The sequence below is a fragment of the Streptomyces sp. NPDC096040 genome (genome assembly GCF_040303265.1).
In the GTDB taxonomy this organism is placed as follows: domain Bacteria; phylum Actinomycetota; class Actinomycetes; order Streptomycetales; family Streptomycetaceae; genus Streptomyces.
Genome location: NZ_JBEOTA010000018.1, coordinates 41,194 through 67,021, shown reverse-complemented (window position 1 = coordinate 67,021; position 25,828 = coordinate 41,194). Strand labels below are relative to the sequence as shown.

The window sequence follows — 25,828 nt, the reverse complement described above, 5'->3', positions numbered from 1 at the left end:
CGCGCAGTTCCCCCCGCCCCTTACGGGGCGTCTCCGCCGCGCCCGTCCTCCAGCGCCAGCAGCCGCACCTTCCGCTCAAGTCCCCCCGCATACCCGGTCATCGACCCGTCCGCCCCGATCACCCGGTGACAAGGCCGCACGATCAGCAACGGGTTGGCCCCGATCGCCCCGCCGACCGCCCGAACCGCCATCCTGGACGCCCCGATCCGCGCGGCGATCTCCCCGTACGTCGTCGTCCCCCCGTACGGAACACTGTCCAGCGCGCCCCACACCCGCTCCCGGAACTCCGTCCCGTGCGTGCTCAACTCCAGCCGGAACTCTTTCAGTTCACCGGCGAAGTACGCGGCGAGCTGTTCCTCGGCCGACCGGAAGGGGCCCGTGTCCGCGAGCCACCCCGCCTCGACGCTCCGGCCGCCCTTCTGCCCGGGGACGGACAGGGACGTCAACGCCCCGTGCGTGTCGGCGGTCAGCAGCAACTCCCCGACCGGCGAGACGATCCGTGTCCAGTACGTGACACCCATCAGTTCCTCAGCTCTCCTTCCACGAGCAGGTGCCGGACGGCGTACGACCGCCAGGGCCGCCAGTCGTCCGGAATGTCCAGGCCGGGTGCGGCCACGTCGGGATCGCCGAGCGCGCGCACGCGGATCGCGGCGACGACCACCGGGTCCAGTCCGGGCAGGGCGCGCAGGGCCGCCTCCGCGTCGTCGCGGTCGGCGCCCGGGTCCAGCCGTACCGTGCCGTCCGCGAGCGCGGCGGCGAGCGCGCCGAGGCTGCCGTCCGGCTCGGCCTCGGCGAGGACAGCAGCCTCCGGGAAGAGGTGGGTGAGGCTGCCGGAGGGCGCGTCCAGCGCCTTGCCGTACCGCTGGACCAGCCGCTCGGCGGCGGCGGTGCCGACCAGGGCCCGCACGGCGGCCTCGGCCGGATCCGCGGCGCCCGGTGAGCGCAGCCCCGGCCGCGCGGCGACCAGCGGAGCGAGCCGTGGGTCCTCGGCGAGCCGCTCGTCGACGGCGTACGGATCGGCATCGAGGTCGAACAGCCGGCGCAGCCGCTGTACGGCGGTGGTCAGGTCACGTGGGTCGGTGAGGCGCAGCCGGGCGTCGAGCCAGCCGCCGGGATGGGCGCCGCCGCCCGCGCCGGTCGTGGCGCCGGTCCGCTCCTCGACGGCGACGACGGCATGGCCGTACGGCAGCCGCAGGGTGCGGCGGTAGGTGCGCGCGCCGGGGGCACCGGTGACCTCCTCCACGCCGGGTACTGCCTCGCCTTGCAGCAGGTCGAAGACGGGGGTGGCCTGGTACGGGCCGCGATGGGCGAGCCGCAGCGGGATCCCGGCGGCCGGCGAGCCGCGCCGGGCGACCCGGCCGCCGGGCGCTGCCTCGCGCAGCCGGCTCGGGGTCGTGGCGTACACGGCGCGGACCGTGTCGTTGAACTGCCGCACGCTGGCGAATCCGCTCGCGAACGCGATCTCCGTGATCGGCAGCTCGGTGGTCTGGAGCAGCACACGCGCGGTGTGGGCGCGCTGGGCCCGGGCGAGGGCGACCGGGCCGGCGCCGAGCTCCGCGGTGAGCTGCCGCTGCACCTGGCGGGCGCTGTAGCCGAGCCGGTCGGCGAGTCCGCCGACGCCCTCCCGGTCCACGACGCCGTCGCCGATCAGCCGCATGGCCCGGCCGACGACGTCGGCGCGGGCGTTCCACTCGGCGGATCCGGGTACGGCGTCCGGTCGGCACCGCCGGCAGGCCCGGAAGCCGGAACCCTGCGCGGCGGCGGCGGTGCGGAAGAAGCGGACGTTGTGCCGCTTCGGGGTGACGGCGGGGCAGCTGGGACGGCAGTAGATGCCGGTGGTCCGCACGGCGAAGAAGAACGCGCCGTCGAACCGCCCGTCCCGGCTGCGCACCGCCTCATACCTGGTGTCTTCGTCCATCACCCTTCAAGTGTGGGCGATGGGGAGGGGTGGGTCCGGCGGAAATCGGACGTGGTGCTGCCGGGCAGCCGACTACCCCCACCGCCCCCTCTTCGCCTCCATCGCCGCCTTCCCCTCCGCGCCCTTCTTCTTCCAGTCCTTCTTGATATCGGCCCGGAGCCGCGCGTCCGTCTTGGCGACGATCCACTGGTTCTCCCGCATCAGCTTGCGGTAGCTCTCCAGCCGGCGCACGGGCAGCTCCCCGGTCTCCACCGCGAGCCGGACCGCGCAGCCCGGCTCGCTCTCGTGCCCGCAGTCGGAGAACCGGCATCCCTCGGCCAGCTCCTCGATCTCGGAGAACACCTGCCCGACCCCGGTCTCGGCGTCGAACAGGCCCACGCCGCGCAGCCCGGGCGTGTCGATCAGTACTCCCCCTCCCGGCAGCGCCAGCAGGTTGCGGGTGGTCGTGGTGTGCCGCCCCTTGCCGTCGACGTCCCGGGCGGCCTGGACGTCCATCACTTCCTCGCCCACCAGCGCGTTGGCGAGGGTGGACTTGCCCGCGCCGGACTGCCCGAGCAGTACGGACGTACCGGAGCAGACGAGGGCGACAAGGACGTCCAGGCCCTCCCCCGCCGTCGCGCTGACGGTGAGGACCGGCACGCCGGGTGCGCTCGTCTCGACGTCCTGCACGAGATGCGCGAGCGTCACCGGGTCCGGGACGAGGTCGGCCTTGGTGAGCACCACGACCGGCTGCGCCCCGGACTCCCAGGCCAGCGCCAGGAACCGTTCGATGCGGCCGAGGTCGACCTCGACGGCGAGGGACACCGCGACGATCGCGTGGTCGACGTTGGCCGCGAGGATCTGCCCCTCGGACCGCTTGGAGGAGGTGGAGCGTACGAAGGCGGTACGGCGCGGCAGATACGCGCGTACGTAACGGGGGGTGCCGCCGGGTTCCACGGCGACCCAGTCGCCGGTGCACACGACGCGCAGCGGATCGTTCGGGGTGACGAACGCGGTGTCGGCGCGCAGCAGCCCGTCGGCGGTGACGATGTCGCACTGCCCGCGGTCGACACGTACGACACGACCGGGCAGGAGGCCCTGCTCGGCATGGGAGGTGAACTCGGCTTCCCAGCCCGCGTCCCAGCCGTACGGGGACAGAGGGTGCGACGAAGCGGAAGAGGCCGAGGAAGCCGAAGAGAAAGAGAGATTCAAGGGGAACCCTTCACAGGGCGGCCCCGGCCGCGCGCACTCAAGGCGCGAGAAAGCAGGAAGGATCAGCCGGGGACCACGGAGGTGGAGTGGATGAACTTCTGGTTGCGGGCAGCGCCCATCACAGAGACAGCCATCGGTCACACCTCCCCGACCAGGTCACCCGCGGCGACCTCCGGTCGCCGCTCGAACGGCACCAAGAGTAGAGGAGTCCAGGCCGTGACGCCATCGAATTACGGCGATCCGATGGCGCCCACAAGCAACCCCTGGGCCCGCGTCAGTGGCCCAGGGCGACAAAACGCCGGTGGCCGCTCGTCCACTGGTCGGTGACGCGGAGGGCAAGGTCCTCGGCGGCCCTGTGGAGCGCTCGTTCTCCCAGGCGCGCCCAGGGAAAGAGCGGGCCGCCGCGGCCGCGGAAGTCCTCGAACCGGGCAGCGCAGAGCTCCTCGACATCGTGGGGGTCGACCTCCACGACGAGCAGCCCCGTCGGGGTGATGAGCCCGCCGCAGCGGCGCAGCAGGCCGCGGGGGTCGCCTCCGATACCGATGTTGCCGTCGGTGAGCAGAACCGTCTGCCAGCCTCCCTCGGCCGGCAGTCGCTCGAACACCGAGCGGCACAGCGCGATCCCGCCCAGGCCGGTGGTCAGGGCGACCGCGCGCGGCGCGATGTCGACCCCGAGAGCGAAGACTCCCCGGCTCAGGAGCGCTCTGCACAAACGGCCTGGGCCGCAGCCGACATCGAGTACGGGGCCGACGCAGCGTTCCAGCACGGTTGTGTCGGCGGCGCTGGGCGGCGCGTACCAGCGGTGCACCGGCATCCGGATACGGCGCCCGTCCGCCAACCGCAGATAGACCGGTCCGTGGCCGGGTCGCAGGGCCAGCGCGTAGGGGTCCTCTTCGTCGCCTTCGTCGCCTTCGTCGCCGTAGAGCTTGTCTTCGCCGGTCGTCACGGTGTGGCGCCATGCCTTGGAGGAGCGGGCCGGTCCCCGTCGGCACCGTCGGCCCGTCGGACGCGGCGGAGTCTGAGCGCGAAGGCCAGCGCGGAAGCGGCGAAGAGTACGCCGGTGATCGCGAGCCATCGGCCGAGATAGACGCTCTCGGGCAGCCCGGTGTCACCGGCGTAGGGGACGGCCAGACCGAGGATGAGCGGGAACCAGACCAGCAACAGGAGACCGGAGAGAAAGGCGGGGACGCGAAGGTAGTTGATCCTCGGCACCGTGGGTCCCCGGTTCGTGCGATGCCGTAGCACGGAGAGGGCCGACAGGTCGGCCAGCGAGTACAGCGGCAGCAGGATGATGTCGTGGAGGATCGCCGCGCCGACGAACCAGACCGCCACCTGCCAGGGCTGGATGGCGAACAGGCGCACCATGGCGTAGCCGGTGAGGGCGAACGAGGCGATCAGAACGAGAAGGTGCAGGGGGCCGGAGCCGTACCAGCGGATGAATCGTGCCATGGTCATGCCCTGAAGGTGAGCCGGTGGACCCATTTGGTGTTGTTCACACCGGGGTTGGCCGGGACGATGACGCGGGCCGGGTAGCCGTGGTCGAGGGAGATGTCCGCACCGTTGACGCGGAGGGCGAGCAGTGCTCGGGTGTCGTGGATCTGGTTGCCCCGCAGCATCACCTTGGTGAACGGGCCGGGGGGTTGGATGGATTCGACCAGGACGCTTCCGGCGCCGGGCACGCCGGCCATGGCCGCGAGGTCGGCCAGACGAAGGCCGCTCCAGTGCTGGTCGTCGGTGGACCACCCTTCCACGCAGGCGATCGGCAGCGCGGCGGCATGCTGCGGCATCGCCAGGAGCTGCTCACGGGTGAAGACCAGTGCTGGTCCGTGGCCGTGGACCTCCAGCCGCCAGTCGGGGCCGACGAGTGCGGGGGTGACGCCGACGGCCGCCGCCGTCTTGTTGATCTGGAAGCTGTTGGGGCCGCTGCCCGGGTCACGGTTGTGCGGTGCGAGCAGCGCGGTGCCGCGCAGCCATCCGCCGATGCTCTGCCCGGCGGTCACGACGAGGAGGAGCAGCGATCCCGCTCCCACCATGCCCACCGCACCGCGTCGGGTCATCGTCGGCGGAGCGGGGGCGTCCGCCACCAGGCCGTCGGGGTCGGGTGGCTCGGGCCGGGTGTGGGCGAGGTCGGTGCGCAGTTCGGCGCCCAGGCTGCGTGAGCGCAGGGCCCGTGTCATCCGGCCGAGTCTGAGGCATACGTGGACGACGAAGGCGGCGACGAACACCCAGGCGCCGTAGAAGTGCAGGCGGTAGAACGAGCCCGGGAAGACGTAGTACAGCTGGATGTTCAAGATGCCGGTGACGAATTCGAAGATGGCTCCGCCGACCAGCATCAGCAGGGACACCCGCTCCAGTGCGTGCGCGACGGAGCGCACCGGCAGCCACTCGAACAGCTTCGGGATCACCGACCACAGTTTGGCGAGCAGGACCGGTACGAGGATCACACCGAGCGTGACGTGCACGCCCTGAGTCAGCCGGTACAGCCAGTACGGGTGGGTGGGCCAGGAGAAGAGGTAGAACCCCAGCACGCCTTTGTCGGGAGTCTCGTCGTTGCGAGGGCTCAGCCCGGGGTTGTAGGAGGCGTAGGAGAGCAGACCGGTGACGAACAGCAGCGGGATGCCGATCAGCAGCACCACGCCGAACACGGACGTCAGCCAGGGGCCGCGGATCGGGCTGCGCCAGAACCCCGGACGGAACGGGCCCGGGGGCGGAGGCATCTGCCCGATGCGCCGCGCTGCCACCCGGCTACGAGCGGCGGCCGCCCCTGCCGTACCGGCCACAGTGGCGCGCAGACGTTCGAGGCGCGCCCGCGCACGCTCCTGGCCCGGTTTCCGGCGCCGTGATCCACCGGATGGGGCCGAACCCGACGGCCGTCCGCCACTTGCCATCGGCCCTCTCCTCCAGTCCCCGAGCCGTCTCACGACGGGACAGCGCATGCCCGACCGCGACCCATGCCTGACCGCGACCCATACCTGATATGCCGACAAACAAGACATCTACAGGCTGACACAGGTCAGGCGGGCTGTCCGGGCCTGAGGTGCGTGCGGGTGTCTGCCACCAGCCGAACGGCCGAACCGCTGCCTCTGTGCTCCCCCGGGTCCCCCGGCCCGGCCTCATGATGGAGAGGTGCGACGCCTCAGCGCACGGCACGGCTCCTCCGACCGGCTCGGCCGCACCACGCTGACCAGACAGGTCGGCTGCTTCGCCGCGATCGGCGTCGTCTCCACGGCGGCCCAGGCCCTGCTGTACTGGGTGCTGCGCCACTGGGCGCCTCCCCTGCCGGCCAATTTCGTCTCGCTGCTCGTCGTCACGGTCCTCAACACCGAAGCGAACCGGCGGCTGACCTTCCGTGGCTCTCCCGTCCGTGCCGGCCAGGCGCATCTCGCTGCGGGCGTCATGTTCGTCCTGGCATACCTGGTCACCTCCGGGGCGGTCCTGCTCCTTCGCCACTGGCGGCCCACCGCCTCACCGGCAACGGAGGTCCTGGTGCTGGTTCCGAGCTTCGCCCTGGTGACCGTGGCGCGCTTCACCCTGCTGCGACGGGTCGTCTTCGGACGGCACCGTCGTTGAGAAGAAGCCGTCCGGTTCCCGAACGGCTCGGCTTCCCCAGCCGTTGGAGCCGCTACCGGTGCTCGGGGTTCTCGTAGTCGCGGCGGCAGCCCGCGTCCCAGGCGGTGCGCTGGTTGCCGTAGGCGGGGATGCCTCCGAGATCCTTCAACGCACGGGCCAGGTGCAGCAGGCCAGGTCATGAAGGTGGTGTTGCGGTTGGTGAAGTCGTTCTCCGGGCCGCCCGAGCCCGGGTCGAGGTACGAGGGTCCGGGGCCCGCCTCGCCGATCCATCCGGCGTCCGCCTGGGGAGGGATGGTGTAACCCAGGTGCTGCAGGCTGTAGAGGACGTTCATGGCGCAGTGCTTGACGCCGTCCTCGTTGCCGGTGATCAGGCAGCCGCCCACACGACCGTAATACGCGTACTGACCGGCCTCGTTGAGCAGACTGGAACAGGCATAGAGGCGTTCGATCACCTGCTTCGTCACGGAACTGTTGTCGCCCAGCCAGATGGGGCCGGCCAGCACGAGGATGTCGGCCGCCAGGACCTGCCGGTACAGATCCGGCCAGGCGTCCGTGGTCCAGCCGTGTTCCGTCATGTCGGGCCACACGCCGGTGGCGATGTCGTGGTCCACCGCCCGTACGACATCGACCTGCACTCCCTGCGCCTCCATGATGGCGGTACTGCGGTCGATCAGCCCCTGGGTGTTGCTCGGCTCCGGCGACCGTTTCAGAGTGCAGTTGATCACCATGGCCCGCAGGTCGTCGTACCGGGCCGGCGGTGCGTCGGTGGCGGGTGACGAAGCGGTCACACGGTCCTCCCAGAGCCCTGCCGCCACTTGGTTGGCGGCGACGCGTCCACATCCGTGTCCAGCGTGCGGGCTGTGCGCGGGAGACGCCACCAGACCGCTTCCGAACGGCCCCGGCCGTGCCGGCTGTCTGCGAGTCGAAGGCGTGGAGTACGTCTTGGGGATCCCCGGTGAGGAGAACATGCCCGCCCGCCTGCAGACGAGCCGCCTTATGCCTGAGTGAGTTCATCGGTCGATGTCAGAGGTCGCTGAACCCGCAACTTAAGCGTTCACGCCGCAGACGGCCGGAGCGCGGCTCGCTGTTCACGACGCGCGGCCCACGACCCACAGCTCGCGGCTCGCGGCTCGCGGCTCGCGGCCCACTGTTCGCGGCCCACGGCCCCACAGCTCGCGGCCCACTGTTCACGGCCGACGGCCCCACGGCCGACGGCCCACGGCTCGCGGTTCACCGTTCGCGGCACGCGGCCCAAAGTTCGGGCTCGCGGCCCACGGCCCACGGCTCGCGGCCCGAAGTTCGGGCCCGCGGCTCACCGGGCCGAGCGGCGGGTCTCCGGATGCGGTTGGCGGACGCCGGGCCATCTCCCTACGCGGCGAACGGTCCCGGTAGCTCCCCCGACCCCCGCTGGATCAGCCGGGTCGGCATGACCACCGTGCGTGGTGGTGAGGCGTCCCCGTGGATCCGGGCGAACAGCAGGTGCGCCGCGCTGGTCGCGAGGGCCACCGGGTCCTGGGCGATCACGGTGACGGGCGGGGTGAGCCGGTCGGCGAGTGCGAAGTCGTCGAAGGCGATGAACGCCAGGTCGGCCGGAAGGACGGTGAGGGCGCTGAAGGCGAGGATCTCGTTGCCGGCCAGGAGGGCGGTCGGCGGATCGGGCAGTGCCAGCATCTCGGTGACGGCGCTGGCCGCGGCCGGGCCCGGCCGCAGACCGTCCCTGACCAGTGCCAGGTCGGCGGCGATCCCGGCCGCCGCCAGCGCCGCCAGATAGCCCCGCCGGCGTTCGCCGAACGTCCAGATCCGCGGCGTGTCGCCGATGTACCCGATCCTGCGGTGGCCGTGGGCCACCAGCCGCCCCACCGCCTCCCGCACCGCGCCGAAGTTGTCGACCACCACGGCGTCCACGCTGAGCCCGGGTGCCGCCCGGTCCACGCAGACGATCTTCGTGCCCTGTGCCTGGGCCGGGCGCAGGAAGCGGTGGCTGCCGGCGGCCGGGGTGAGGATCAGGCCGTCGACGCGGCGGGCGGTGAACGCGGCGATCACCTCGCGCTCGCGGCGCAGGTCGGCGCGGCTGGAGCCGATGAGCATGACGCTGCCGCGCTGCCGGGCGACGTCCTCCGCGGCGGAGGCGACGGCGGCCATGAAGGGGTCCGCGACATCGTCGACCAACAGCCCTATGGTCTGGCTCAGTTCGTGGGTGCGGCGCAACTGGCGTGCCACGTCATCGCGTTGGTAGCCCAGTTTGCGGACCGCGGCCTCCACCCGTGCGGCGGTCCGCGGGGCGACGGCCGCATCGCCGTTGACGACCCGGGACACCGTCATCGCGCTGACGCCCGCTTCCGCGGCAACGTCCTTCATGGTCGGCCGGGTGGCTGCCACGCCACGTCCTCCACCTGTGTCACGTTTGAGCGTCGACTCGTTAACGTTACCAACTCGGCGGCATATCAACAGGCGTGCAAATGGGCGGAGTTGAGGAGCCGGTCCGCGGGGTCCGGCGGCAGCTGCACCACCCTTGACACCCCGCCGTGAGCGCCCCAAGAATCAGCCAAGCTGTTAACGATACCAACCAGAAGGCACAACATGGCCTCTGCAAGGGAACCACTACTCACAGCACATGGCGTGGTCAAGCGTTTCGGCCATGTCCAGGCGCTCCAGGGCGCCGATTTCACGGCATACCCCGGCGAAGTCGTCGCCCTCATCGGCGACAACGGTGCCGGCAAGTCCACCCTGGTGAACGTCCTGTCGGGCGTCCTCGCCCCCGACGCCGGCGAAGTCCGCCTGGACGGGGCGCCGGTGCGGTTCTCCGGGCCGATGGACGCACAGCGGCACGGCGTGGAGACGGTGTACCAGGATCTGTCGCTCGCGCCCGATCTCGACGCGGCGGCCAATCTCTATCTCGGCCGGGAGATCGTGCGGGGTGGCCTGCTCGGGCGGATCGGTGTCCTCGACCGGCCCGCGATGCGCCGGGAGGCGGTCAGGGCGTTCGCCGAACTCGGCGTCGAACTGAAGGATGTGACGGCCGCTGTGACAACGTTGTCCGGCGGTCAGCGGCAGTCCGTCGCGGTGGCCCGCGCGGTCGCCTTCGCCAACAAGGTCATCTTCATGGACGAGCCGACCGCCGCCCTCGGGGTCGTCCAGCGCGCCCGGGTCCTGGAGACCGTCCGCAGGGTCGCAGACCGGGGCATCTGCGTGGTGCTGATCAGTCACAACATGCCCGAGGTGCTGTCGGTCGCGGACCGGGTGGAGGTGCTGCGGCTTGGGCGGCGCGTCGCGTCGTACACCGCGGCCGACACCACGATCGAGGAGCTCGTCGGGGCGATGACCGGGTCGCTGGACGGCCCCAACGGGGGCAAGGAAGCGGAGGGTGCACGATGACGGCCGAGAGCGAGAAGGCCCCGGTGGCCGTCGACAGCCGTTCCGGGGTGCCGGACTGGCTCCGGCGGGGGGCGACTCTCAACGAACTGTGGACCTTTGTGATCCTCCTGGCGCTGGTGGTGTTCTTCACCATCGCGGCGCCGGGCAAGTTCTTCACCACCTACGACATCACCCAGATCGCCGTGAACGCGGCCATCTATCTGGTGCTCGGTGTCGGCATGACGTTCGTGATCATCACGGCGGGCATCGATCTGTCGATCGGGTCGGTGCTGGTGCTGGCCGCGGTGGCGGCGGGTGAGTTCAACATCCATCACGGCGGGCCGGCGTCGGGCTGGGGCACGGTCGCGCTCTGTGTCGTCATCGCGCTGGCCGTGGGCACGGCGTGGGGCGCGCTGCAGGGCGTGGTGGTGGCCAGTGGGAAGGTTCCGCCGCTGATCGTGACGCTGGGCGGGCTCGGCGCGGCGCTGGGGATCGCCGAACTCGCCACCGGCGGCCAGGATCCGGCCGGCGCGTCCTCCACGCATCTCCAGAACAGCCTCGGTTTCGGCAAGCTGCTCGGCATCCCCTGGATGGTGGTCCTGGCCGCCGTGGTGACCGCAGTCTTCGGCGCGGTACTGGCCGCCACCCGGTTCGGCGACCACACCCTCGCGATCGGGTCGAATCCGACTGCCGTACGGCGGGCGGGCATTCCGGTGGGCCGGCATCTGGTGAAGGTGTACGGCCTGATGGGGCTGCTGGCCGGGCTGGGCGCGGTGATGTGGCTGGCCTCGTACGGCACGACGTCGATCGCCGGCCACTCCACCGACAACCTCAAGGTGATCACCGCGGTGGTACTGGGCGGTACCAGCCTGTTCGGGGGGCGGGGTTCGGTGCTGGGCACGGTGATCGGTGTGTTCATTCCGGCGGTGCTGACCACCGGGCTGATCGTGATCGGCGTCCAGCAGTACTGGCAGGACGTGGCGGTGGGCGTGGTGCTGGTCGTGGCCGTCTACGTCGACCAGATGCGCAGGAAGACCCGGGAACGCGCATGACGCGGTCACACCCGACCGCATCGCGCGGCACGGAATCGCACAGGACTACTCGATCACGCAGGACAAGGAGAACTCTGTGATGGGAAGCATTCGCAGCAGGCGCGCGTTGCTGGTCGCGGTGGGCACGGTGCTGGCTCTCGGAGCGGCCTCGGCCTGCGGTTCCTCGAACGACGGTGGCGGTTCGGGGAGTTCGGGCGGCGCCAAGGGCAAGAAGGTCCGGCTGATCACGGGGGTCAAGAGCGACCCCTTCTACATCACCATGACCTGTGCCGCGCAGCAGGAGGCCAAGGCCAAGGGGATGGACTTCACGGCCGACGGTTCCGCGCAGTGGGACGTGTCGGTGCAGCGCCCGCTTCTCGACTCGGTGGCGGCGGCCCGGCCCGACGGGCTGCTGATCTCGCCGGTGGACACCAGCGCGCTGACCCCGTCGCTCAAGCAGATCCAGTCGGCGGGCACCAAGGTGGCGCTGGTGGACACGACGGTGAGCGACGACTCCGTCGGGATCACCCGGATCTCGTCGGACAACGAGAAGGGCGGCCGGGTCGCCGCCGATGCGCTGGCCAAGCTGATGAACGAGAAGGGCTCGGTGGTCGTCATCAGCGTCAAGCCCGGCGTGTCGACGACCGACGCCCGGATCAAGGGCTTCACCGAGGAGATGGGCAAGTACCCGAACATCAAGGTGCTGCCGACGCTCTACGACAACGACCTGCCGGCCACCGCGGCCTCCCAGATCCAGTCGACGCTCGCCGCCCACCCGGATCTGGGCGGGGCGTTCGCGGGCAACACCAACACCGGTACGGGCATCGCCACCGGGCTGAAGCAGGCCGGCAAGCAGGGCACGGTGAAGGTGGCCGCGTTCGACGCCGAGCCCGACGAGGTCGCCGCGCTGAAGGCGGGCACGCTCCAGGTGCTGGTCGCCCAGGACCCGGCGGCGATCGGCCGGCAGGCGGTGGACCAGCTCGCCGGCGCCTTCGAGGGCAAGTCGGTGAGCAAGACGATCGGCACCAACATGGTGGCGATCACGAAGGACAACATGAACGACGCGTCGGTCAGCAAGTACTTCTACAAGTCGCAGTGCTGACGGGCGTCTTCGACCTCAATTACTGACGGACAGTCAGTGGCCGGGCGGGCCCCACCTTGGGTCCCCCGGCCGCCGGTCGTACGGGCGGCCCGGCTCAGCTGGGCGAGCAGGAGCCGCCGTTCAGCGTGAAGGCGTACGGCGACGAGTTCTTGCCGTTCCAGGTGCCGAGGAAGCCGAAGGACAGGGTGCCGTTCGGCGAGACCGACTTGTTGTAGTCGGCGGCGTCGGCGGTGACCCGGCCGCCGCTCTGGCTGACGCTCGCGTCCCACATCTGGGTGACCTTCTGGCCGTCCCGGAAGGACCACTGGACCCGCCAGTCGGCCAGGGCCCGGGTGGTGGTGACGGTGACGGTGGCCTGGAAGCCGTCGGTCCACTGGTTGACCAGATCGTAGGAGACCTGGCAGGTGGCCGCCGTGGATGCGGTGGGGGAGCCGGTGGCCCGGGGGCTGGTGCTCGCCGTGGCGGTGGAGGTGCCCTGGGGTTCCGGGTCGGGGTTCTTTTCGGCCGGCTTGCCCGCGGTGGCCGAGGAGGACGGGGCGGCGGAGGCCGTGTGGGTGGGGGGCGGGTCGGTCGACGGGGGCGCGGCAGTGGGGTCGGCGACCGGCTGGCGGTCGTCGTGGGAGGCGGAGGCCGTGTCGTCGCCGGAGCCGCTGCCCATCGGCATCATCGACACGCCGAGCGCCACCAGCGAGATCATGACCGCCGCGCCGAGCAGCCCGTGGCGCAGCACCCTGGCCCGCCCGCTGCCCTCCTTGGGGTCGCCGCCGTCGTTGTCGCCGGCGCCCGGGCGGCCCGCGCCGAGCCGTACCTCGGCCGCGCGGCGGCGGCGCTCGAGATAGGCGAGGCCGCCCCAGCCGATGACCCCGCAGGCGAGCGCCGCGGGCAGTCCCCCGCCGTGCAGCCGCAGACAGGCGGCGGCCTCGGCGCACTGCACACAGGTGGCGAGGTGCCGGGAGAGGTCCTCGGGCGTGTCGGCCGCCGCGGACCGGGTGACCGCGTCCAAGAGCCGGGCGTAGCTGCGGCACTCGGCGGCCATCGGCGTGTCGAGGTGCGCACGATGGCAGCGGTCCCGGAACAGACCGCGCACCTGCTCCAGTTCCTGCGCGGCAACGGCCGGGTCGAGGCCGAGCCGGCGCGCCACCGAGGGCAGCGGCAACGCCTCCACCTCGGCCAGCCACAGCAGTGAGGCGTCGGCCTCCTGCATGTCGCGCAGGCCGCGCAGTGCGACGGGTCGTTGCAAAGGCAGCCCCGTATAGCGTGCGGCCTTCTCGGAGTTGAGCCACAGCCTGAGGTCCGGGTCGAGCTTGTGGCCCAGCCCCTGGGCCTCCCAACCGGCGGCCGTGTTGCGGACGGCGGTGAGCAGCAGCGGGATCATCGGCAGCCGGGCGGCGCGCCGTCCCACGCTGCGGACAGTGGTGAAGTCCGTGTCACGGACCTCGCTCATACCCAGTGCGAAGGCCTCGGTGGCCAGTTGATTGGCCGTCAGAGAGCCGGACGTGCACAGGTCGGCGTAGGAGAGCACCGCGTCCCAGCATTCGGAGAACAGCGCTGCCTCGGCGGCGTCCTGGGGGATCGGCAGGTCGGGCATGGGTCTCCTGCATCAAAAGCGAGGTCAACTCACCACATCGGCAATGGAGTTGGGGGAAACCTCGCGGCAGGACCCGAGCTTTTCACGTCTCCTGCACAACTGACAAGCGGCGTATTCAAAACCGGTTACCGGTGGTCGTGCCACGGATCCTCCGTGTCACCCATACCACCGGTCCCCGGCGTCACGTCAACCGCAGTGCTCAGGGGTCCGTGTCCACCGTGGCCCACAACTCCGGCCTCCTATACGGACCGCAACCGCGTTCCGACTCACCGTCCCCCTCGATCCCTCGCATATCGATGCCCGGGAGGGCGTCGGCGGCCTGCCCGACGCCCTCCTGTGTCCGGTGACCCGGAAGGGAGTCACACCTTCGTCGGTTCCTCCGCCGGGAGGCTGTCCATGAAGGAGCTGACGGAGAAGACGGCGTTACCGGGGCCGGGCGGGCCGTAGCCGGGGGGTGAGGACAGGCCGAAGTCCTCCATCGTCTGGCGGTAGGCCTGGAGCAGGCGGATGTGGTACTCGAGCGGAGCGCCCTGCGGGTTGGCCTTGCCGAGCGGGGTCGTCGGCTCGGGGCACCAGGTGGTGAAGCGGGGCGTGATGCCGTGCGACATGAAGAAGCGCAGGCCCTCGGTGGTGGACTCGATCGCCTCGTCGACCGTGGTGAAGCCGAACGGCTCGGCCATCTCCACGCCGGCCACGAAGTTGGGGATCACATTGCGCGCGCCGAAGATCTCGGCGGAGTCGAGGATCCGCTTGTGCCACTCGTCGCGGCCGACATAACGCTCCTTGCCGGGGCAGTACAGCTCGAACAGCCGGCGGTCCCAGACCTCGTAGTTGGGGTGGTAGATCTGCACGCCGTAGTCCTTGAAGCGCTGGACGTCGTCCTTGGGCAGCGCCTGGGCGACGACCTTGCCGATCCAGCGGTTCGGGAAGTGCTCCTCGATGGCCTTGGCGTACATGCCGTAGAAGTCGGCCTCGTCACGGCCCTGGAGCTTGGAGGTGATGGCGCCGCCGGTGAGGGTGTAGGCGGTGGAGGTCTTCGCCGTGTCGTACCGGTCGATGATCTCCAGGGCCTCCAGGACCTCGTCGACGTCCTTCACTCCCGTGTACGGCCGGCCGGCGGCCTTGTGCTGTCGCCAGTTGTGGTTGATGTCGCAGTACTGGCACTCCTCCTTGGCGCCGAAGTACTGGCACACCCGGAAGACCGTGAGGTAGATCAGGTAGCCCCACTGGATGGTCGGGGCGACCTCCATCACGGACTTCCCGTTGGCGAGCTTGTGCCGGTAGTACTCCGGCATCGGCGGCACCCCGACGTCGGCGATCCGCTTCCCGTCGAGGTAGAGCCCGAGCAGGCCGTCCTCGCCCGCGGCCACCCGGTACGGCGAGGTGGGGTTCACACGTACGGACACGACGGTCCGGCGCAGGTCGTACGGGCCGCCCGTGAGGATGATCTCCTCCGGGGGCCGGCGCAGCGCGGCCTCGCCCAGCTCGGGCAGGGTGCCGTGGTCGAAGGAGAAGATGAAGTACGACTTCGGCTTGACCTCGCCACTCTCGTTGTCGCTGAGGGCGGACGGATCGAAGGCGACACCGCCCCGGAGCAGGTCCTCCTTGAAGACGGCTTCCCTCGGTACGTGCGGGAACCTCTCCATCAGATCCTCGACCAGCGCGGTACGGCTGCCCATCCCGTCTCTCCTCCCGGCTCAGGCGTTCGACTCCTCACGGTATGCCTCTTCGTCGGCGGAGGTGGGAGCGGGGGCATGGTGTGGCGCCGGACCGGGTCGGCCGAGCCACACCGTCATGGCGTGACCGGCCTGTCTGGCGGCGCTGCAGGAGTCGCGGAGGTGGCGGAAGGCGTGGGCGCAGGCGTCGGGTTTCCCCGGACGGACGACCGTCCGGCTCAGAGCCGTACGCCCCAGTGAAGTCCAGTGCCTCGTAGCGCCGCCGGAGCTCCTCCTCGTCGAACGCGGCGAGCGCCGAGGAGACCTCGGTCACCTCGGGCGCGGAGAAGAGCCGCGTGCCACCGTGGTCCGCGTCCCTCTCATCGGGCAGTCGTGTCCGGGGCGCCCAGGGTCAGCCCCGTCGCGTCGAGTCCCGCAGCACCACATGCGTGCCCAGCACCAGATGCTGGCCGTCCGGCAGCTCGTCGCGGTGCAGGGCGAGGCGGACCGCCGCCCGGCCCAGTTCCTCCTGGGGTACGTGGACCGTGGTGAGCGTCGGGTGGACGTCCCGGGCGACCGGGATGTCGTCGTATCCGGCCACGGCGATGTCGCCGGGGATACGGCGGCCGGACTCGCGCAGGGCCTGGATCACACCCGAGGCGATCATGTCGGTGGCGGCGAAGACCGCCGTGAACTCCCTTCCCGAGGCGAGGAGTTCACGGGTGGCCTGGTAGCCGTAGGCGCGGGAGAAGACACCGTCGGCGATCAGGTCCGGGTCAGGGGTGAGGCCGAGGAGTTCGTGGGCGCGGGTGTAGCCGGCGATGCGCTGGGCGCTGGTGGACAGCCCGGGGACGCGGCCGAGGTAGGCGATGCGCCGGTGGCCGCCGGAGAGGAGGTGGCTGGTGAGGGCGAAGGCGCCGCCCTCGTTGTCGTAGTCGACGACCGTGGCCGGGACGCCGGGGCCGAGCGGCGGGCGGCCGACCAGGACGAGCCGGGAGCCCGCCCGGTCCAGGGCGTGCGCGAAGTGGGTCATACGGTCGTGGTACGCCTTGTCCTCAAGGGCGCCGCCCACCACGATCACCGCGTCCGCCCGCTGCTCCCGCATGGTCTCCACGACGGCGAGGATGCGCCGCGGGTCGCCGTGGGTGGTGCAGAGCATGCACAGCCGGCCCTCCGCCGAGGCCTGCTCCTCGACCCCGCGTGCGATGTGCGCGTAGAAGGGGCCGGTGACGTCGTCGACGACGAAGGCGACCGTCTTGTTGGTGGCGCCGCCGAGCGCGCGGGCGTGCGCGTTGACCACGTAGTCCAGCTCGCGCATCGCCTTCAGGACCCTGGCGCGGGTGGCGGCGGCCACCGGGTAGGTGCCGCCCAGGACCCGGGAGACGGTCGACGCGGAGACCCCGGCCCGCGCGGCCACGTCCCGTACCGTCGAGGCGTCCCCGTTCGGCACCGGCTGCGTCCTCTTCGCCACCGTTCGGCTCCCCTTCGTCATGTGTTCGGGTCACCCTATGAGACGGCGTCACGCGGCCCGTTCGAGGACCGAGTGGTCGACCGCGTACAGCAGGCCGTCGCCGGTCCGCAGCCGTTCGGCCTCCGCTACGACGGTGAGCCCGAGCCGTGCCAGCTCGTTGCCCTGCGAGCCGGCGAGGTGCGGGGTGAGGAAGGCGTTGGGGAGGTCGAACAGGGGGGAGTCGGCGGGCAGCGGCTCTGGGTCGGTGACGTCGAGGACCGCGCTCAGGCGGCCGGTGCGCAGCTCCTCGACCAGGGCGTCGTGGTCGACGAGCGAGCCGCGTGAGGTGTTGATCAGCACCGATCCGTCGGGCATCAGGGCGAGTTCACGGGCGCCGACGAGATGGCGGGTCTCGGGGGTCTGCGGGGCGTGCACGGTGACGATGTCCGAGGCGTGCAGCAGCTCGTCCAGCGGCAGCAGGGGCACGCCGAGCCGTGCGGCCTCGGCCACGTCCACGTACGGGTCGGCGAGGCTCACCACGAGGTCGTGGGGGCGCAGGAGTTCGATGAGGCGGCGGCCGATGCGGGAGGCGCCGACGACGCCGACGCGGCGGCGGAAGTTGCCGATGCCGGGGACGATGCCGCCGTAGGGGTAGGTGCGCCGGGTGCGCAGCAGGTCGCGGAAGGCGAAGACGTCCTTCCCGGCGAGGAGGATCATCGCGAGCGTGTACTCGGCGACGGGCAGCGCGTTGGCGGCGGCCGCCGAGGAGACGAGGATGCCGCGCTTCCAGACCTCGGGCGTGGTGAAGCCCTTGACCGAGCCGGCCGCGTGCAGCACCGCGCGCAGTGCGGGCGCCGTGTCCAGTGCCGCCGCGTCCAGGGTCGGGCAGCCCCAGCCGGTGACGAGGACCTCGGTGCGGGCAAGCGTCTCCCGTGCCCGGGGATCGGTGAAGTCGTCCACCACCAGAGTGGGATCGATTTCTACGCACTCGCGCAGTCGGGCGAGCACCTCCGGCGGGAAGATGTGCGGCACGTTCTGGGCTGTCATGGCGAACACTGCCTGGGGACGCTCGGGCAAGGAAGTGACCTTCCGGCTCGGTGACGCACGGATAGCAACCGGTCTCTACCGTAGGTCTCGGCGAATGAGAGGGTCAATGCACACGCGCTCTCCAGCGGACACCAGGCGGGGGACGCCAGGCATGGGACGCAGTGGCAGGAGAGGACAAGGCATGGGACGACAAGGGATGGGACGACAGCGATGACGGATCCGGCGCAGACGGTCACCAACTGGGCGCGCAACATCACGTACACGGCCAAGGAGTTCCACCGCCCGCACTCGCTCGACGCGCTCCGGTCGCTGGTGGCGGGCGGTGCGCGGGTGCGGGTGCTGGGCAGCGGGCACTCCTTCAACCGCATCGCCGATCCGGGTCCGCAGGGCGTGCTGGTCTCGGTCGCCGGGCTGCCGCCGGTGATCGAGGTGGACACGGAGGCCCGTACGGTCCGGGTCGCGGGCGGGGTGCGGTACGCCGAACTGGCCCGCACGGTCCACGCGTACGGCCTGGCGCTGCCCAACATGGCCTCGCTGCCGCACATCTCGGTGGCCGGTTCGGTGGCCACCGGCACGCATGGCTCCGGCGTCACCAACGGATCGCTCGCGGCGCCCGTCCGGGAGGTGGAGCTGGTCCTCGCCGACGGTTCGACGGTGACGATCGCGCGCGGCGACGCCCGCTTCGAGGGTGCCGTGACCTCGCTGGGCGCGCTCGGGGTCGTCACCGCACTCACCCTCGACCTGGAACCGGCGTACGAGGTGGCGCAGACGGTGTACGTCGAACTGCCGCTGGCGGGGCTTGACTTCGCGGCCGTGTCCGGGGCGGGGTACAGCGTGAGCCTGTTCACCGACTGGCGGGAGCCGGGCTTCAGGCAGGTGTGGGTGAAGCGGCGCACCGATCGGGCCGCCGTGGACTTCGCCTGGGCCGGGCCCGCGACGGAGGCGATGCACCCGGTGCCGGGGATGCCTGCGGGCAACTGCACCCAGCAGTTCGGGGTGCCGGGGCCCTGGCACGAGCGGCTGCCGCACTTCCGGGCGGAGTTCACGCCGAGCAGCGGGGACGAGCTCCAGTCGGAGTATCTGCTGCCGAGATCGACCGCCCTCGACGCCCTGCACGCGGTCGACGGCATCCGGCAGTCGGTCTCCCCCGTGCTGCAGACCTGCGAGGTACGGACCATCGCCGCCGATCCGCAGTGGCTGAGCCCCGCCCATGGCCGGGACTCCGTCGCCCTGCACTTCACCTGGGTCGACGATCTGGCGGCCGTACTGCCCGCGGTACACCGGCTGGAGGAGGCGCTGGAGCCCTTCGAGCCGCGTCCGCACTGGGGCAAGGTGCACACCGTCCCCGGCGAGGTGCTCCGCGGCCGCTACCAGCGCCTCGCCGACTTCCGCGCGCTGGCCCGGACCCTGGACCCGGAGGGGAAGTTCGCCAATCCGTTCGTACACGATGCGCTGGCTCTCTGACGGACTTAATAAAGCCCTTTTCCTAATCCCTTGTCGAAAGCCTGCCGCAGCCCATAGCCTTGCGCCGTGTGAAGCACACATCACGTGACATCCGCACCGCGAACCGCTACGAGGTGCTGCGGCACATCATCGCCGAGTCTCCCACCTCCCGGCAGGAGCTGGCGGCCGTCACCGGGCTGAGCCTGGCCACGGTCGCCACGCTCGTCGGCGAGTTGCTCGAACTGCGGATGATCACGGAGGTCGGCTTCGAGGACTCGGCGGGCGGGCGACCCCGGGGACTCGTGGCGGTCAACGCCTCGGGGAGCGCGCTGATCGGCGTCGACATCGCGGAGACGTACGTCCATGTCGAGCTGTTCGACCTCGCGTTGAACGTGCTCGCCCGCGCCGAGGAGGACATGCGCCCCGGCGAGCACCGGCCCCGGCAGGTGGTGAGCCATGTCGCCGCCGCCGTCGGCTCGGTGGTGGCGCAGGCCGGGGTCGAGGGCGCGCGGGTGCTGGGCGTCGGGGTGAGCGTGCCCGGGCAGGTGGACCGGGGCACGGGTGTCGCCGAGTACGCGCCCAACTGGGACTGGCACGACGTGCCGTTGCTCGACCTGCTGTCCGAACACATCGCCTACCCCCTCCACCTGGACAATCCGCTGCGCGCCTGTGCGGTCGCCGAGCAGTGGTTCGGAGCGGCGCGTGGGCGCGGGGACACGGTGGTGGTGAACCTCGGCACCGGGGTCGGCGCGGGGCTCGCGCTCGGCGGCGGACTGCACCGGGGGGTCAGCAACAGCGCCGGGGAGTGGGGGCACACGACACTCGTCCTTGACGGGCGGCCGTGCCACTGCGGCAACCACGGGTGCGTGGAGACCTATGTCGGCGCGCCCGGAATCATGCTGAACCTGCGGGAGTCGAGCCCGGACAGCCCGCTGCTGCACCCCGAGGACCAGACGGCCACGATCGAGGCGCTGGCGCGGGGCGTGGCGGACGGTGACCCGGTCGCGGTGCAGGTGGTACGCGACACGGCCCGGTACGTCGGCGCCGGGGTCGCCAATCTGGTCAACCTGCTCAACCCCGAACTGGTGGTGCTCAGCAGCTGGGTGGCGCGCAGGCTCGGTGAACCGCTGCTCGACGAGGTCCGCGAGGCCGTCCGGCGCCATGCGCTCGGGCGGCCGTTCGCCGCCACCGAGATCGTCCTCTCCCCCATCCCCACCGATCCGGTCTGCCTGGGCGCGGCCACCTTCGCGCTGGAGGGCGCGCTGCGGTCCGTGGGGCAGCGCAACGGGGTACGCCCAAGCCGTACAGCTCCCACCTCGGCCGCCTCCTCCTCCCGGTGATCGATTAGTCCAACTCGCTGGTCGTTTAATCCATTGCCGGGCTCTTCGGCGCTCTGCGACCGTCGTGGCGTATCCGCGGCCGGTCGGCCTCCCAAACCGGCCGGCCGTACGTCGTGCACGGAACGAGGGAGTCCCCAGCGTGGCCGGAAGCATCGAGGTCCGCGGTCTGTCCCGCACCTTCCACACCACCGTCCGGCGCCCGGGCTTCACCGGCGCCCTGCGATCCCTGGTCAACCCCGAGCGCGTCGAGAAGCACGCGGTCTCCGACATCTCCTTCGACGTCGCCCCCGGCGAACTCCTAGCCCTGCTGGGCCCGAACGGCGCGGGCAAGTCGACCACCATCAAGATGCTCACCGGCATCCTCACCCCGAGCTCCGGCCAGGCCCGGGTCGCCGGCGTGGTGCCCTACCAGGAGCGGGAGCGCAACGCCCGCAACATCGGGGCGGTGTTCGGGCAGCGCACCCAGCTGTGGTGGGACCTGCCGGTGCGCGAGTCGTTCGCGATCCTGCGGGACATCTACGAGGTACCCAAGGCCGAACACGCCGCCCGGCTACGGGAGTTCGACAAGCTGCTGGACCTCTCCGCCTTCTGGGACACCCGGGTCCGGCACCTCTCGCTCGGCCAACGGGTCCGCTGCGACCTGGCGGCGGCCCTGCTGCACGATCCGCCGGTCGTGTTCCTGGACGAGCCCACCATCGGCATGGACGTGGTGGTGAAGGAGCAGGTCCGTGAGTTCCTCCGGTACCAGGTGGCTGAGCGCGGCCGTACCGTGCTGCTGACCACGCACGACATGACCGAGGTCGAGCGGCTCGCCGAGCGGGTGATGCTGGTCAACCACGGTCGGCTGGTGCTCGACGGCACCCTGGACGAGATCCGCCGCACCTTCGGCTCGACCTGGCAGGTGCGGGCCACGCTCGCCGACCCGCACACCCCGGCCGGCCCGCTGCCGGGCATCACCCTGGTGCGCCGGGACGGCCCCCAGGTGGTGTTCGGCCCGGACGGTCCGGCCGCGCCCACCGTCCACCAGGCACTGAAGCTGGTCATCGAGCGGTACGAGGTGACGGACGTGGCGGTGGACGAGGCCGACCTGGAGGACGTCATGCGGGCGGCGTACGTGCAGGCCGAGGCGGTCTGAGATGGCCCTGTCCTACGGCTGGCGCGCCGCCCGGGTCACCCCGCTCGGCGAGCTGTACACCCCGCCCCGGATCACGGGGGTCCTGCTGCGCCTGACCGTGCAGGTGGTGCTGGTGGCCTCGCTGTGGCGCGGCCTGTACGCCCAGTCCGGTACGACCGCGGGTCTCGACCGCGGCCAGGCGGTCACGTACGCCGTGATGGCCGTACTGGCGTCCCGGCTGCGGGAGCTGGACCAGTACGCGGGCCGGGACACGGTCATGCAGCATGTGCACTTCGGCACGATCGTCTACTGGTATCTGCGCCCGCTGCCACCCCGGCGCTACCACGCCCTGCGTGCGATCGGCGAGCAACTGTACGGCCTGACCTGGGCGTTGGCCGGGTACATGGTCTGTCTGGTGGTCGGGGTCGTGCGGCCGCCGGGTTCGGCGGCGGTGGCGGGCGTGTTCGTACTCAGCCTCGCTCTCGGCCAGTCGGTCCTCTACTACGTCATGCTCCTCATCGACCAGCTGTGCTTCTGGACGCTGCGCAACACCGCCGCGATGCTGATCCTGGTCTTCGCGCAGAACCTGCTGTCCGGGGTGTACGCGCCGCTGTGGTACTTCCCGCACTGGTTCATCACGCTGAGTTCCTTCCTGCCCTTCCAGGCGACGCTGAGCGTGCCGCTGTCGCTGTATGTCGGCCGGATCCCCCTCTCGGAGGCCGCCTTCCAGCTCGGCGTCCAGGCCGCGTGGGTCGTGGCCCTCTACCTGTTCACCCGGTTCGTGTGGCGGCGGGCCGCCCGCCGCGTGATCTCGCAAGGAGGCTGAGGCCGATGAACGCCGTACGGATCATGTGGCGCATCACGCGCCTCAACTTCCGCGCCCAGCTCGAATACCGCACCGAGTTCCTGATGATGATCGCGATCGGCGCGGTCTGGCAGGTGTCGGTGATCGTGTTCGCGACGGTGCTGCTCACCCGGTTCGCCGGGATGGGCGGCTGGAACAGCGGCGATGTCCTGCTGATCCCCGCGACCCGGATGCTGGCGCACGGCCTGTTCGTGCTCTTCCTGGGCCGGGTGCACGGCCTGGGCCGGAGCATCCAGGAGGGCAGGATCGACGCCTATCTCCTTCGCCCGCTGCCCGTCTACCGCCAGGTCCAGCTGGAGTTCTTCCCCACCAACGCGATCGGTGACCTGGCGGTGGCGGCCGGCCTGATGGCGGGCGCGCTCGGCCGCAGCGACCTGGACTGGACGGCGTCCCGCATCGGCTACCTGGTCGCGGCGGTCCTGGGCGGGATGCTCCTGGAGGCGGCCCTCTTCACGGTGGTGGCCTGCGCCTCGCTGCGCTACCCGGCCGCCGACTACTGGGGCCGCTGGCTGGAGGAGCTCCTCGGCACCTTCGGCAGCTACCCCCTCAACGTCCTCCCCCGCGCGGTGGGCGGTCTCCTCACCTACGGCCTCCCTCTCGCCTTCGTCGCCTACTTCCCGGCAGCGGTCCTCACCGGCCACGGCCATACGACCGGCGCCCCCTACTGGCTGGCGGCCGGGTCCCCGCTCCTCGGCCTGCTCGCCTACCTGGCGTCACGGTGGCTGTGGCGGTGGGCGCTGGGCCACTACACGGGGGTGAACGGCTGACCGGTCGGCGGGCCTTCAGCCGAGCAGGACCTCCCTGACCCGGTCCGCGAAGGCGGCCGGGTGTTCCACGGTGCCCAGATGGCCCCCGGGGAACTCGGCGAAGGCGCCGCCGATGTGCTCGGCGGCGAACTCCGCGGTGCGGTGGAGGAGTTGGCCGCGGGAGTCGGTTCCGGCGGCCACCGTGAGACGGGGCAGGCCGATCGGCGGCCGGTAGGCGGTGAACGGGCGCAGGACATGGCCGAGGAAGACCGCATAGGGCGTCGGTTCGCCGGTGGCCGGGCGTCCACAGGCACGCCGGATCTCCCCGGGCTGCGATCCGGCTACCCCTGCCCCGCTACGTGGGAGCGGGCATTCCCCCCGGCCCTAAAGGACCGGGCGCCCTGCCCGGCAAGCCCGGTGGAAAGCGACGAGGAACACCCCGTCCCCGTCGAGCATGCCCACTTCGGACGCCAACCGGTGCCACCGCACGTTGAGTTCGGTGACGAGATCGGGATGGTCCAGCGCGACCTCGGCGGTCGGTTCCGCATCCCCTTTGACGACATGGCGCCATGCCACGGGCGGCGGCACCACGTCCTCGACACACGGGTCCGCCACCGGCTCCAGCCCGGGCCGCCCCAGCAGTTCGGTCAGTTTGTCTCTCCACCCCGTGATCGACATCATGCCCGACGCGGCTCAGCCCTGCGCGATGTGCTCCACATCCACTCCGTCGCCCTGCCATCGCACCAGCAGCCCGGGGCCCTCGCTCCACAGCACGGTCAGCTCCTTCGCCCCTTCGGCGCGCACCGTCACCGTCTCCCCCAACGGCACCGCGTCCACCGCACCACTGAGCCGGCTCAGCGCGACGAACAGGGCAGGGCCCTCCCCCGTGACACCGGTCAGCGCGTCGTCGAGGCCCACGGCGGGCAGCAGTTCTGCCCGGAGTCCCTCCCCCTCGGCCCAGCCGGTCACCCGCACCGGCGTCCCCGGCTCCGCCCCGGTCACCAGGAAGGCCCGCACCTCCACGGCCCCGCGCACCAGCACGGCACTCGTCACGCGAGCCCCCGAGGCGGCCGTGTGCCGGGAGGCCACCCAGCCCTGCCCGATGCCCAGGGGCACGATGTCCGTACGGCTCGGATCGCCTCCGACGATCACACTGTTGTCGTACGACGCCGAGGGCTGCGTCACGGTGGAATAGCCGAGCCGGGTGTAGTACGGGTCGTACCGGACGTCCTCGCTGCCGTGGTTGTGGAGGCGGACCACGCCGTCCGAACGCGTGGACTGGAGCAGCCAGTTGGGCGGCGCGATCGGCGTCACCGCGTCGGTGCGCTCGGCCGGGGCCGGTTCCTCCGTCGCCGTCCATACCTCGTGCTCCGCGGGGAGCAGCAAGCCGATGAAGCCCTTGCTCGCCCAGTAGGGGGAGGCGGGGCCCGAATAGCCCTGCAGGACGGCCGGGTCGGGGCCGTGCCAGCCGAGGGTCAGGAGTCCTCGGTCGTCCAGCGCGCCCCGGTCCAGGAAGTACTTCAGCGCTCCGGAGGCCAGCCGCCGGGTCTCCCCGGGGGCCAGGGGCGTACGGCCGGTGAGTGCGCCCAGCCACAGCGGGGCCGTGGTCGCGAAGCGGTACGTCAGCGAACGGCCCTGGTGCATCGGGGCGCCGTCGCCGCCGAAAAGCCTCGCGTAGTCGGCGAGATGGCGTTCCAGGCGGCCGCCGTAGAGGTCGAGCAGCTGCTCGTCGCCGGTCAGCCAGGCGTGCAGCACCGGGTAGAGGTGCATCGCCCAGCCGTTGTAGTAGTCGAACTTGCGGCCGTCGCCGTCGGTGTACCAGCCGTCGCCGACGTACCACTCCTCGATGCGGGCCAGGCCGTGGTCGACCGCCTTGTGCGCGGCCTCCGGCTCATGGCCGATCTCTGCGAGGAAGCCGCCGACCGTCACCGGGAACAACTCCCAGTTGCAGGGCCAGGGTTCGGCGGCCAGCGCGTCGGCGAGCCAGGCCGCGGCGCGCTGTCGTACCCCGTCGTCGAGGCGGTCCCACAGCAGGGGGCGGGTCAGACGCAGGCCGAGGGCGATCGAGGCGGCCTCGACCAGCGGCTGGCCGCGGTCCCCGATGCGCGGCCAGACGCCCGACACACCGGCCGCGAGCCCGTCCGCGTACCGCTGGAGCACGGTCTCGTCACGACGGAAGGCCGCGAGGAGGAGGGTGCGGGCGTAGCCCTCCAGGCCGTCGGAGAGGTGTCCCGACGAGCTCTGTCGGTCGCCGGGGAGGTGGTAGAGGGCGCGGTCCGGGGTGGCGTACGGCTCCACGGCGGCGAGCAGGGCGTCGGCCGCGGCCTCCCAGTGGGCGCGGGTGAAGCCGGTACGCGGGCTGGGGCCGCGGTCCTCGTCAGGCAGCTGCATCGGTGCTCTTCCTCGCTCGTACG

The 25,828-nt window shown here is 71.3% G+C and carries 23 protein-coding genes and 1 pseudogene; 9 read left to right on the top strand and 15 right to left on the bottom strand.

Translation table 11 applies throughout. The features are described 5' to 3' along the window. Positions 1–20 precede the first annotated feature (20 nt). From ABTY98_RS24895 to ABTY98_RS24870, 6 genes are all read right to left on the bottom strand, one after another. Complete coding sequence (locus tag ABTY98_RS24895; protein WP_352223162.1) at positions 21–521, bottom strand: methylated-DNA--[protein]-cysteine S-methyltransferase; 501 nt, start codon at positions 519–521, stop codon at positions 21–23. Next, entirely contained in the window at positions 521–1,918 is a 1,398-nt protein-coding gene (locus ABTY98_RS24890; RefSeq protein ID WP_352223264.1) for a DNA-3-methyladenine glycosylase 2 family protein, read from the bottom strand. Before ABTY98_RS24890 ends, ABTY98_RS24895 begins: the two co-directional genes overlap by 1 nt. 72 nt (positions 1,919–1,990) lie before the next feature. Next, positions 1,991–3,109, bottom strand: coding sequence for a ribosome small subunit-dependent GTPase A (rsgA, locus tag ABTY98_RS24885; RefSeq protein WP_352223161.1), 1,119 nt, complete (start codon positions 3,107–3,109; stop codon positions 1,991–1,993). Positions 3,110–3,383: 274 nt separating this feature from the next. Continuing rightward, complete coding sequence (locus ABTY98_RS24880) at positions 3,384–4,055, bottom strand: class I SAM-dependent methyltransferase (RefSeq protein WP_352223160.1); 672 nt, start codon at positions 4,053–4,055, stop codon at positions 3,384–3,386. Continuing rightward, a complete protein-coding gene (locus tag ABTY98_RS24875) occupies positions 4,052–4,558 on the bottom strand; it encodes a hypothetical protein (RefSeq protein ID WP_502994341.1) in 507 nt (168 codons plus the stop codon). The genes ABTY98_RS24880 and ABTY98_RS24875 overlap by 4 nt, the downstream gene beginning before the upstream one ends. Before the next feature lie 2 nt (positions 4,559–4,560). After that, a complete protein-coding gene (locus tag ABTY98_RS24870) occupies positions 4,561–5,826 on the bottom strand; it encodes a molybdopterin-dependent oxidoreductase (RefSeq protein ID WP_352223158.1) in 1,266 nt (421 codons plus the stop codon). 409 nt (positions 5,827–6,235) lie between these two features. Here ABTY98_RS24870 and ABTY98_RS24865 point away from each other — a divergent pair, with 409 nt between their 5' ends. Beyond that, positions 6,236–6,679 (top strand): GtrA family protein, encoded by a 444-nt coding sequence (locus ABTY98_RS24865; protein WP_352223157.1) that lies wholly within the window; start codon positions 6,236–6,238, stop codon positions 6,677–6,679. A 52-nt stretch (positions 6,680–6,731) separates the two neighbouring features. Here ABTY98_RS24865 and ABTY98_RS24860 read toward each other — a convergent pair. Together ABTY98_RS24860 and ABTY98_RS24855 are read right to left on the bottom strand one after the other, a co-directional pair. Continuing rightward, positions 6,732–7,407 (bottom strand): annotated as a pseudogene (locus ABTY98_RS24860) (flavodoxin family protein). 640 nt (positions 7,408–8,047) lie between these two features. Beyond that, on the bottom strand, positions 8,048–9,058 hold the full coding sequence (locus ABTY98_RS24855; RefSeq protein WP_352223156.1) for a LacI family DNA-binding transcriptional regulator: 1,011 nt from the start codon (positions 9,056–9,058) through the stop codon (positions 8,048–8,050). A gap of 240 nt (positions 9,059–9,298) precedes the next feature. Here ABTY98_RS24855 and ABTY98_RS24850 point away from each other — a divergent pair, with 240 nt between their 5' ends. From ABTY98_RS24850 to ABTY98_RS24840, 3 genes are all read left to right on the top strand, one after another. Beyond that, positions 9,299–10,054: an ATP-binding cassette domain-containing protein gene (locus ABTY98_RS24850; protein WP_471509688.1), complete on the top strand. Its 756-nt coding sequence runs from the start codon at positions 9,299–9,301 to the stop codon at positions 10,052–10,054. Then, positions 10,051–11,085: an ABC transporter permease gene (locus ABTY98_RS24845; RefSeq protein ID WP_352223154.1), complete on the top strand. Its 1,035-nt coding sequence runs from the start codon at positions 10,051–10,053 to the stop codon at positions 11,083–11,085. Before ABTY98_RS24850 ends, ABTY98_RS24845 begins: the two co-directional genes overlap by 4 nt. Before the next feature lie 79 nt (positions 11,086–11,164). After that, entirely contained in the window at positions 11,165–12,166 is a 1,002-nt protein-coding gene (locus ABTY98_RS24840; protein ID WP_352223153.1) for an ABC transporter substrate-binding protein, read from the top strand. A gap of 94 nt (positions 12,167–12,260) precedes the next feature. On the opposite strand, the gene ABTY98_RS24835 is transcribed toward ABTY98_RS24840, so the two are convergent. The 4 genes from ABTY98_RS24835 to ABTY98_RS24820 form a co-directional block, all read right to left on the bottom strand. Further along, on the bottom strand, positions 12,261–13,754 hold the full coding sequence (locus ABTY98_RS24835; RefSeq protein WP_352223152.1) for a cellulose binding domain-containing protein: 1,494 nt from the start codon (positions 13,752–13,754) through the stop codon (positions 12,261–12,263). 359 nt (positions 13,755–14,113) lie between these two features. Beyond that, on the bottom strand, positions 14,114–15,433 hold the full coding sequence (locus tag ABTY98_RS24830) for a radical SAM protein (protein WP_352223151.1): 1,320 nt from the start codon (positions 15,431–15,433) through the stop codon (positions 14,114–14,116). 388 nt (positions 15,434–15,821) lie between these two features. Continuing rightward, a complete protein-coding gene (locus ABTY98_RS24825) occupies positions 15,822–16,880 on the bottom strand; it encodes a LacI family DNA-binding transcriptional regulator (RefSeq protein WP_352223150.1) in 1,059 nt (352 codons plus the stop codon). A 48-nt stretch (positions 16,881–16,928) separates the two neighbouring features. Further along, positions 16,929–17,936, bottom strand: coding sequence for a hydroxyacid dehydrogenase (locus ABTY98_RS24820; RefSeq protein ID WP_352223149.1), 1,008 nt, complete (start codon positions 17,934–17,936; stop codon positions 16,929–16,931). 180 nt (positions 17,937–18,116) lie between these two features. Between ABTY98_RS24820 and ABTY98_RS24815 the strand changes: the two genes are divergently transcribed. The 5 genes from ABTY98_RS24815 (at position 18,117) to ABTY98_RS24795 (ending at position 23,435) form a co-directional block, all read left to right on the top strand. Then, positions 18,117–19,370: an FAD-binding protein gene (locus ABTY98_RS24815; RefSeq protein ID WP_352223148.1), complete on the top strand. Its 1,254-nt coding sequence runs from the start codon at positions 18,117–18,119 to the stop codon at positions 19,368–19,370. 68 nt (positions 19,371–19,438) lie between these two features. Next, positions 19,439–20,689, top strand: a complete 1,251-nt coding sequence (locus tag ABTY98_RS24810) for an ROK family transcriptional regulator (RefSeq protein WP_352223146.1) — start codon at positions 19,439–19,441, stop codon at positions 20,687–20,689. A 139-nt stretch (positions 20,690–20,828) separates the two neighbouring features. Beyond that, positions 20,829–21,824 (top strand): ABC transporter ATP-binding protein, encoded by a 996-nt coding sequence (locus ABTY98_RS24805; RefSeq protein ID WP_352223145.1) that lies wholly within the window; start codon positions 20,829–20,831, stop codon positions 21,822–21,824. 1 nt (position 21,825) lies between these two features. Further along, entirely contained in the window at positions 21,826–22,629 is an 804-nt protein-coding gene (locus ABTY98_RS24800) for an ABC transporter permease (protein ID WP_352223144.1), read from the top strand. A 5-nt stretch (positions 22,630–22,634) separates the two neighbouring features. Beyond that, positions 22,635–23,435 carry an ABC transporter permease gene (locus ABTY98_RS24795; protein WP_352223143.1) on the top strand — a complete coding sequence of 267 codons (801 nt, stop codon included), beginning with the start codon at positions 22,635–22,637 and terminating at the stop codon, positions 23,433–23,435. A gap of 15 nt (positions 23,436–23,450) precedes the next feature. Here ABTY98_RS24795 and ABTY98_RS24790 read toward each other — a convergent pair whose 3' ends face one another. The 3 genes from ABTY98_RS24790 to ABTY98_RS24780 all read right to left on the bottom strand — a co-directional run bounded on the left by ABTY98_RS24790 (position 23,451) and on the right by ABTY98_RS24780 (position 25,805). Further along, positions 23,451–23,615 carry a hypothetical protein gene (locus tag ABTY98_RS24790; RefSeq protein WP_352223142.1) on the bottom strand — a complete coding sequence of 55 codons (165 nt, stop codon included), beginning with the start codon at positions 23,613–23,615 and terminating at the stop codon, positions 23,451–23,453. A gap of 183 nt (positions 23,616–23,798) precedes the next feature. After that, the gene (locus ABTY98_RS24785; RefSeq protein ID WP_352223141.1) at positions 23,799–24,095 is read right to left on the bottom strand and encodes a hypothetical protein; all 297 of its coding nucleotides are present in this window, start codon (positions 24,093–24,095) and stop codon (positions 23,799–23,801) included. A 12-nt stretch (positions 24,096–24,107) separates the two neighbouring features. Continuing rightward, entirely contained in the window at positions 24,108–25,805 is a 1,698-nt protein-coding gene (locus tag ABTY98_RS24780) for a DUF2264 domain-containing protein (RefSeq protein WP_352223140.1), read from the bottom strand. Positions 25,806–25,828: the final 23 nt, after the last annotated feature.

Coding starts and splice junctions, on each gene's coding strand:
- ABTY98_RS24895 (WP_352223162.1), bottom strand. CDS start 521: ATGGGTGTCACGTACTGGACACGGATCGTCTCGCCGGTCGGGGAGTTG.
- ABTY98_RS24890 (WP_352223264.1), bottom strand. CDS start 1,918: ATGGACGAAGACACCAGGTATGAGGCGGTGCGCAGCCGGGACGGGCGG.
- ABTY98_RS24875 (WP_502994341.1), bottom strand. CDS start 4,558: ATGGCACGATTCATCCGCTGGTACGGCTCCGGCCCCCTGCACCTTCTC.
- ABTY98_RS24870 (WP_352223158.1), bottom strand. CDS start 5,826: ATGCCTCCGCCCCCGGGCCCGTTCCGTCCGGGGTTCTGGCGCAGCCCG.
- ABTY98_RS24845 (WP_352223154.1), top strand. CDS start 10,051: ATGACGGCCGAGAGCGAGAAGGCCCCGGTGGCCGTCGACAGCCGTTCC.
- ABTY98_RS24840 (WP_352223153.1), top strand. CDS start 11,165: ATGGGAAGCATTCGCAGCAGGCGCGCGTTGCTGGTCGCGGTGGGCACG.
- ABTY98_RS24835 (WP_352223152.1), bottom strand. CDS start 13,754: ATGCCCGACCTGCCGATCCCCCAGGACGCCGCCGAGGCAGCGCTGTTC.
- ABTY98_RS24830 (WP_352223151.1), bottom strand. CDS start 15,433: ATGGGCAGCCGTACCGCGCTGGTCGAGGATCTGATGGAGAGGTTCCCG.
- ABTY98_RS24815 (WP_352223148.1), top strand. CDS start 18,117: ATGACGGATCCGGCGCAGACGGTCACCAACTGGGCGCGCAACATCACG.
- ABTY98_RS24800 (WP_352223144.1), top strand. CDS start 21,826: ATGGCCCTGTCCTACGGCTGGCGCGCCGCCCGGGTCACCCCGCTCGGC.
- ABTY98_RS24795 (WP_352223143.1), top strand. CDS start 22,635: ATGAACGCCGTACGGATCATGTGGCGCATCACGCGCCTCAACTTCCGC.
- ABTY98_RS24785 (WP_352223141.1), bottom strand. CDS start 24,095: ATGATGTCGATCACGGGGTGGAGAGACAAACTGACCGAACTGCTGGGG.
- ABTY98_RS24780 (WP_352223140.1), bottom strand. CDS start 25,805: ATGCAGCTGCCTGACGAGGACCGCGGCCCCAGCCCGCGTACCGGCTTC.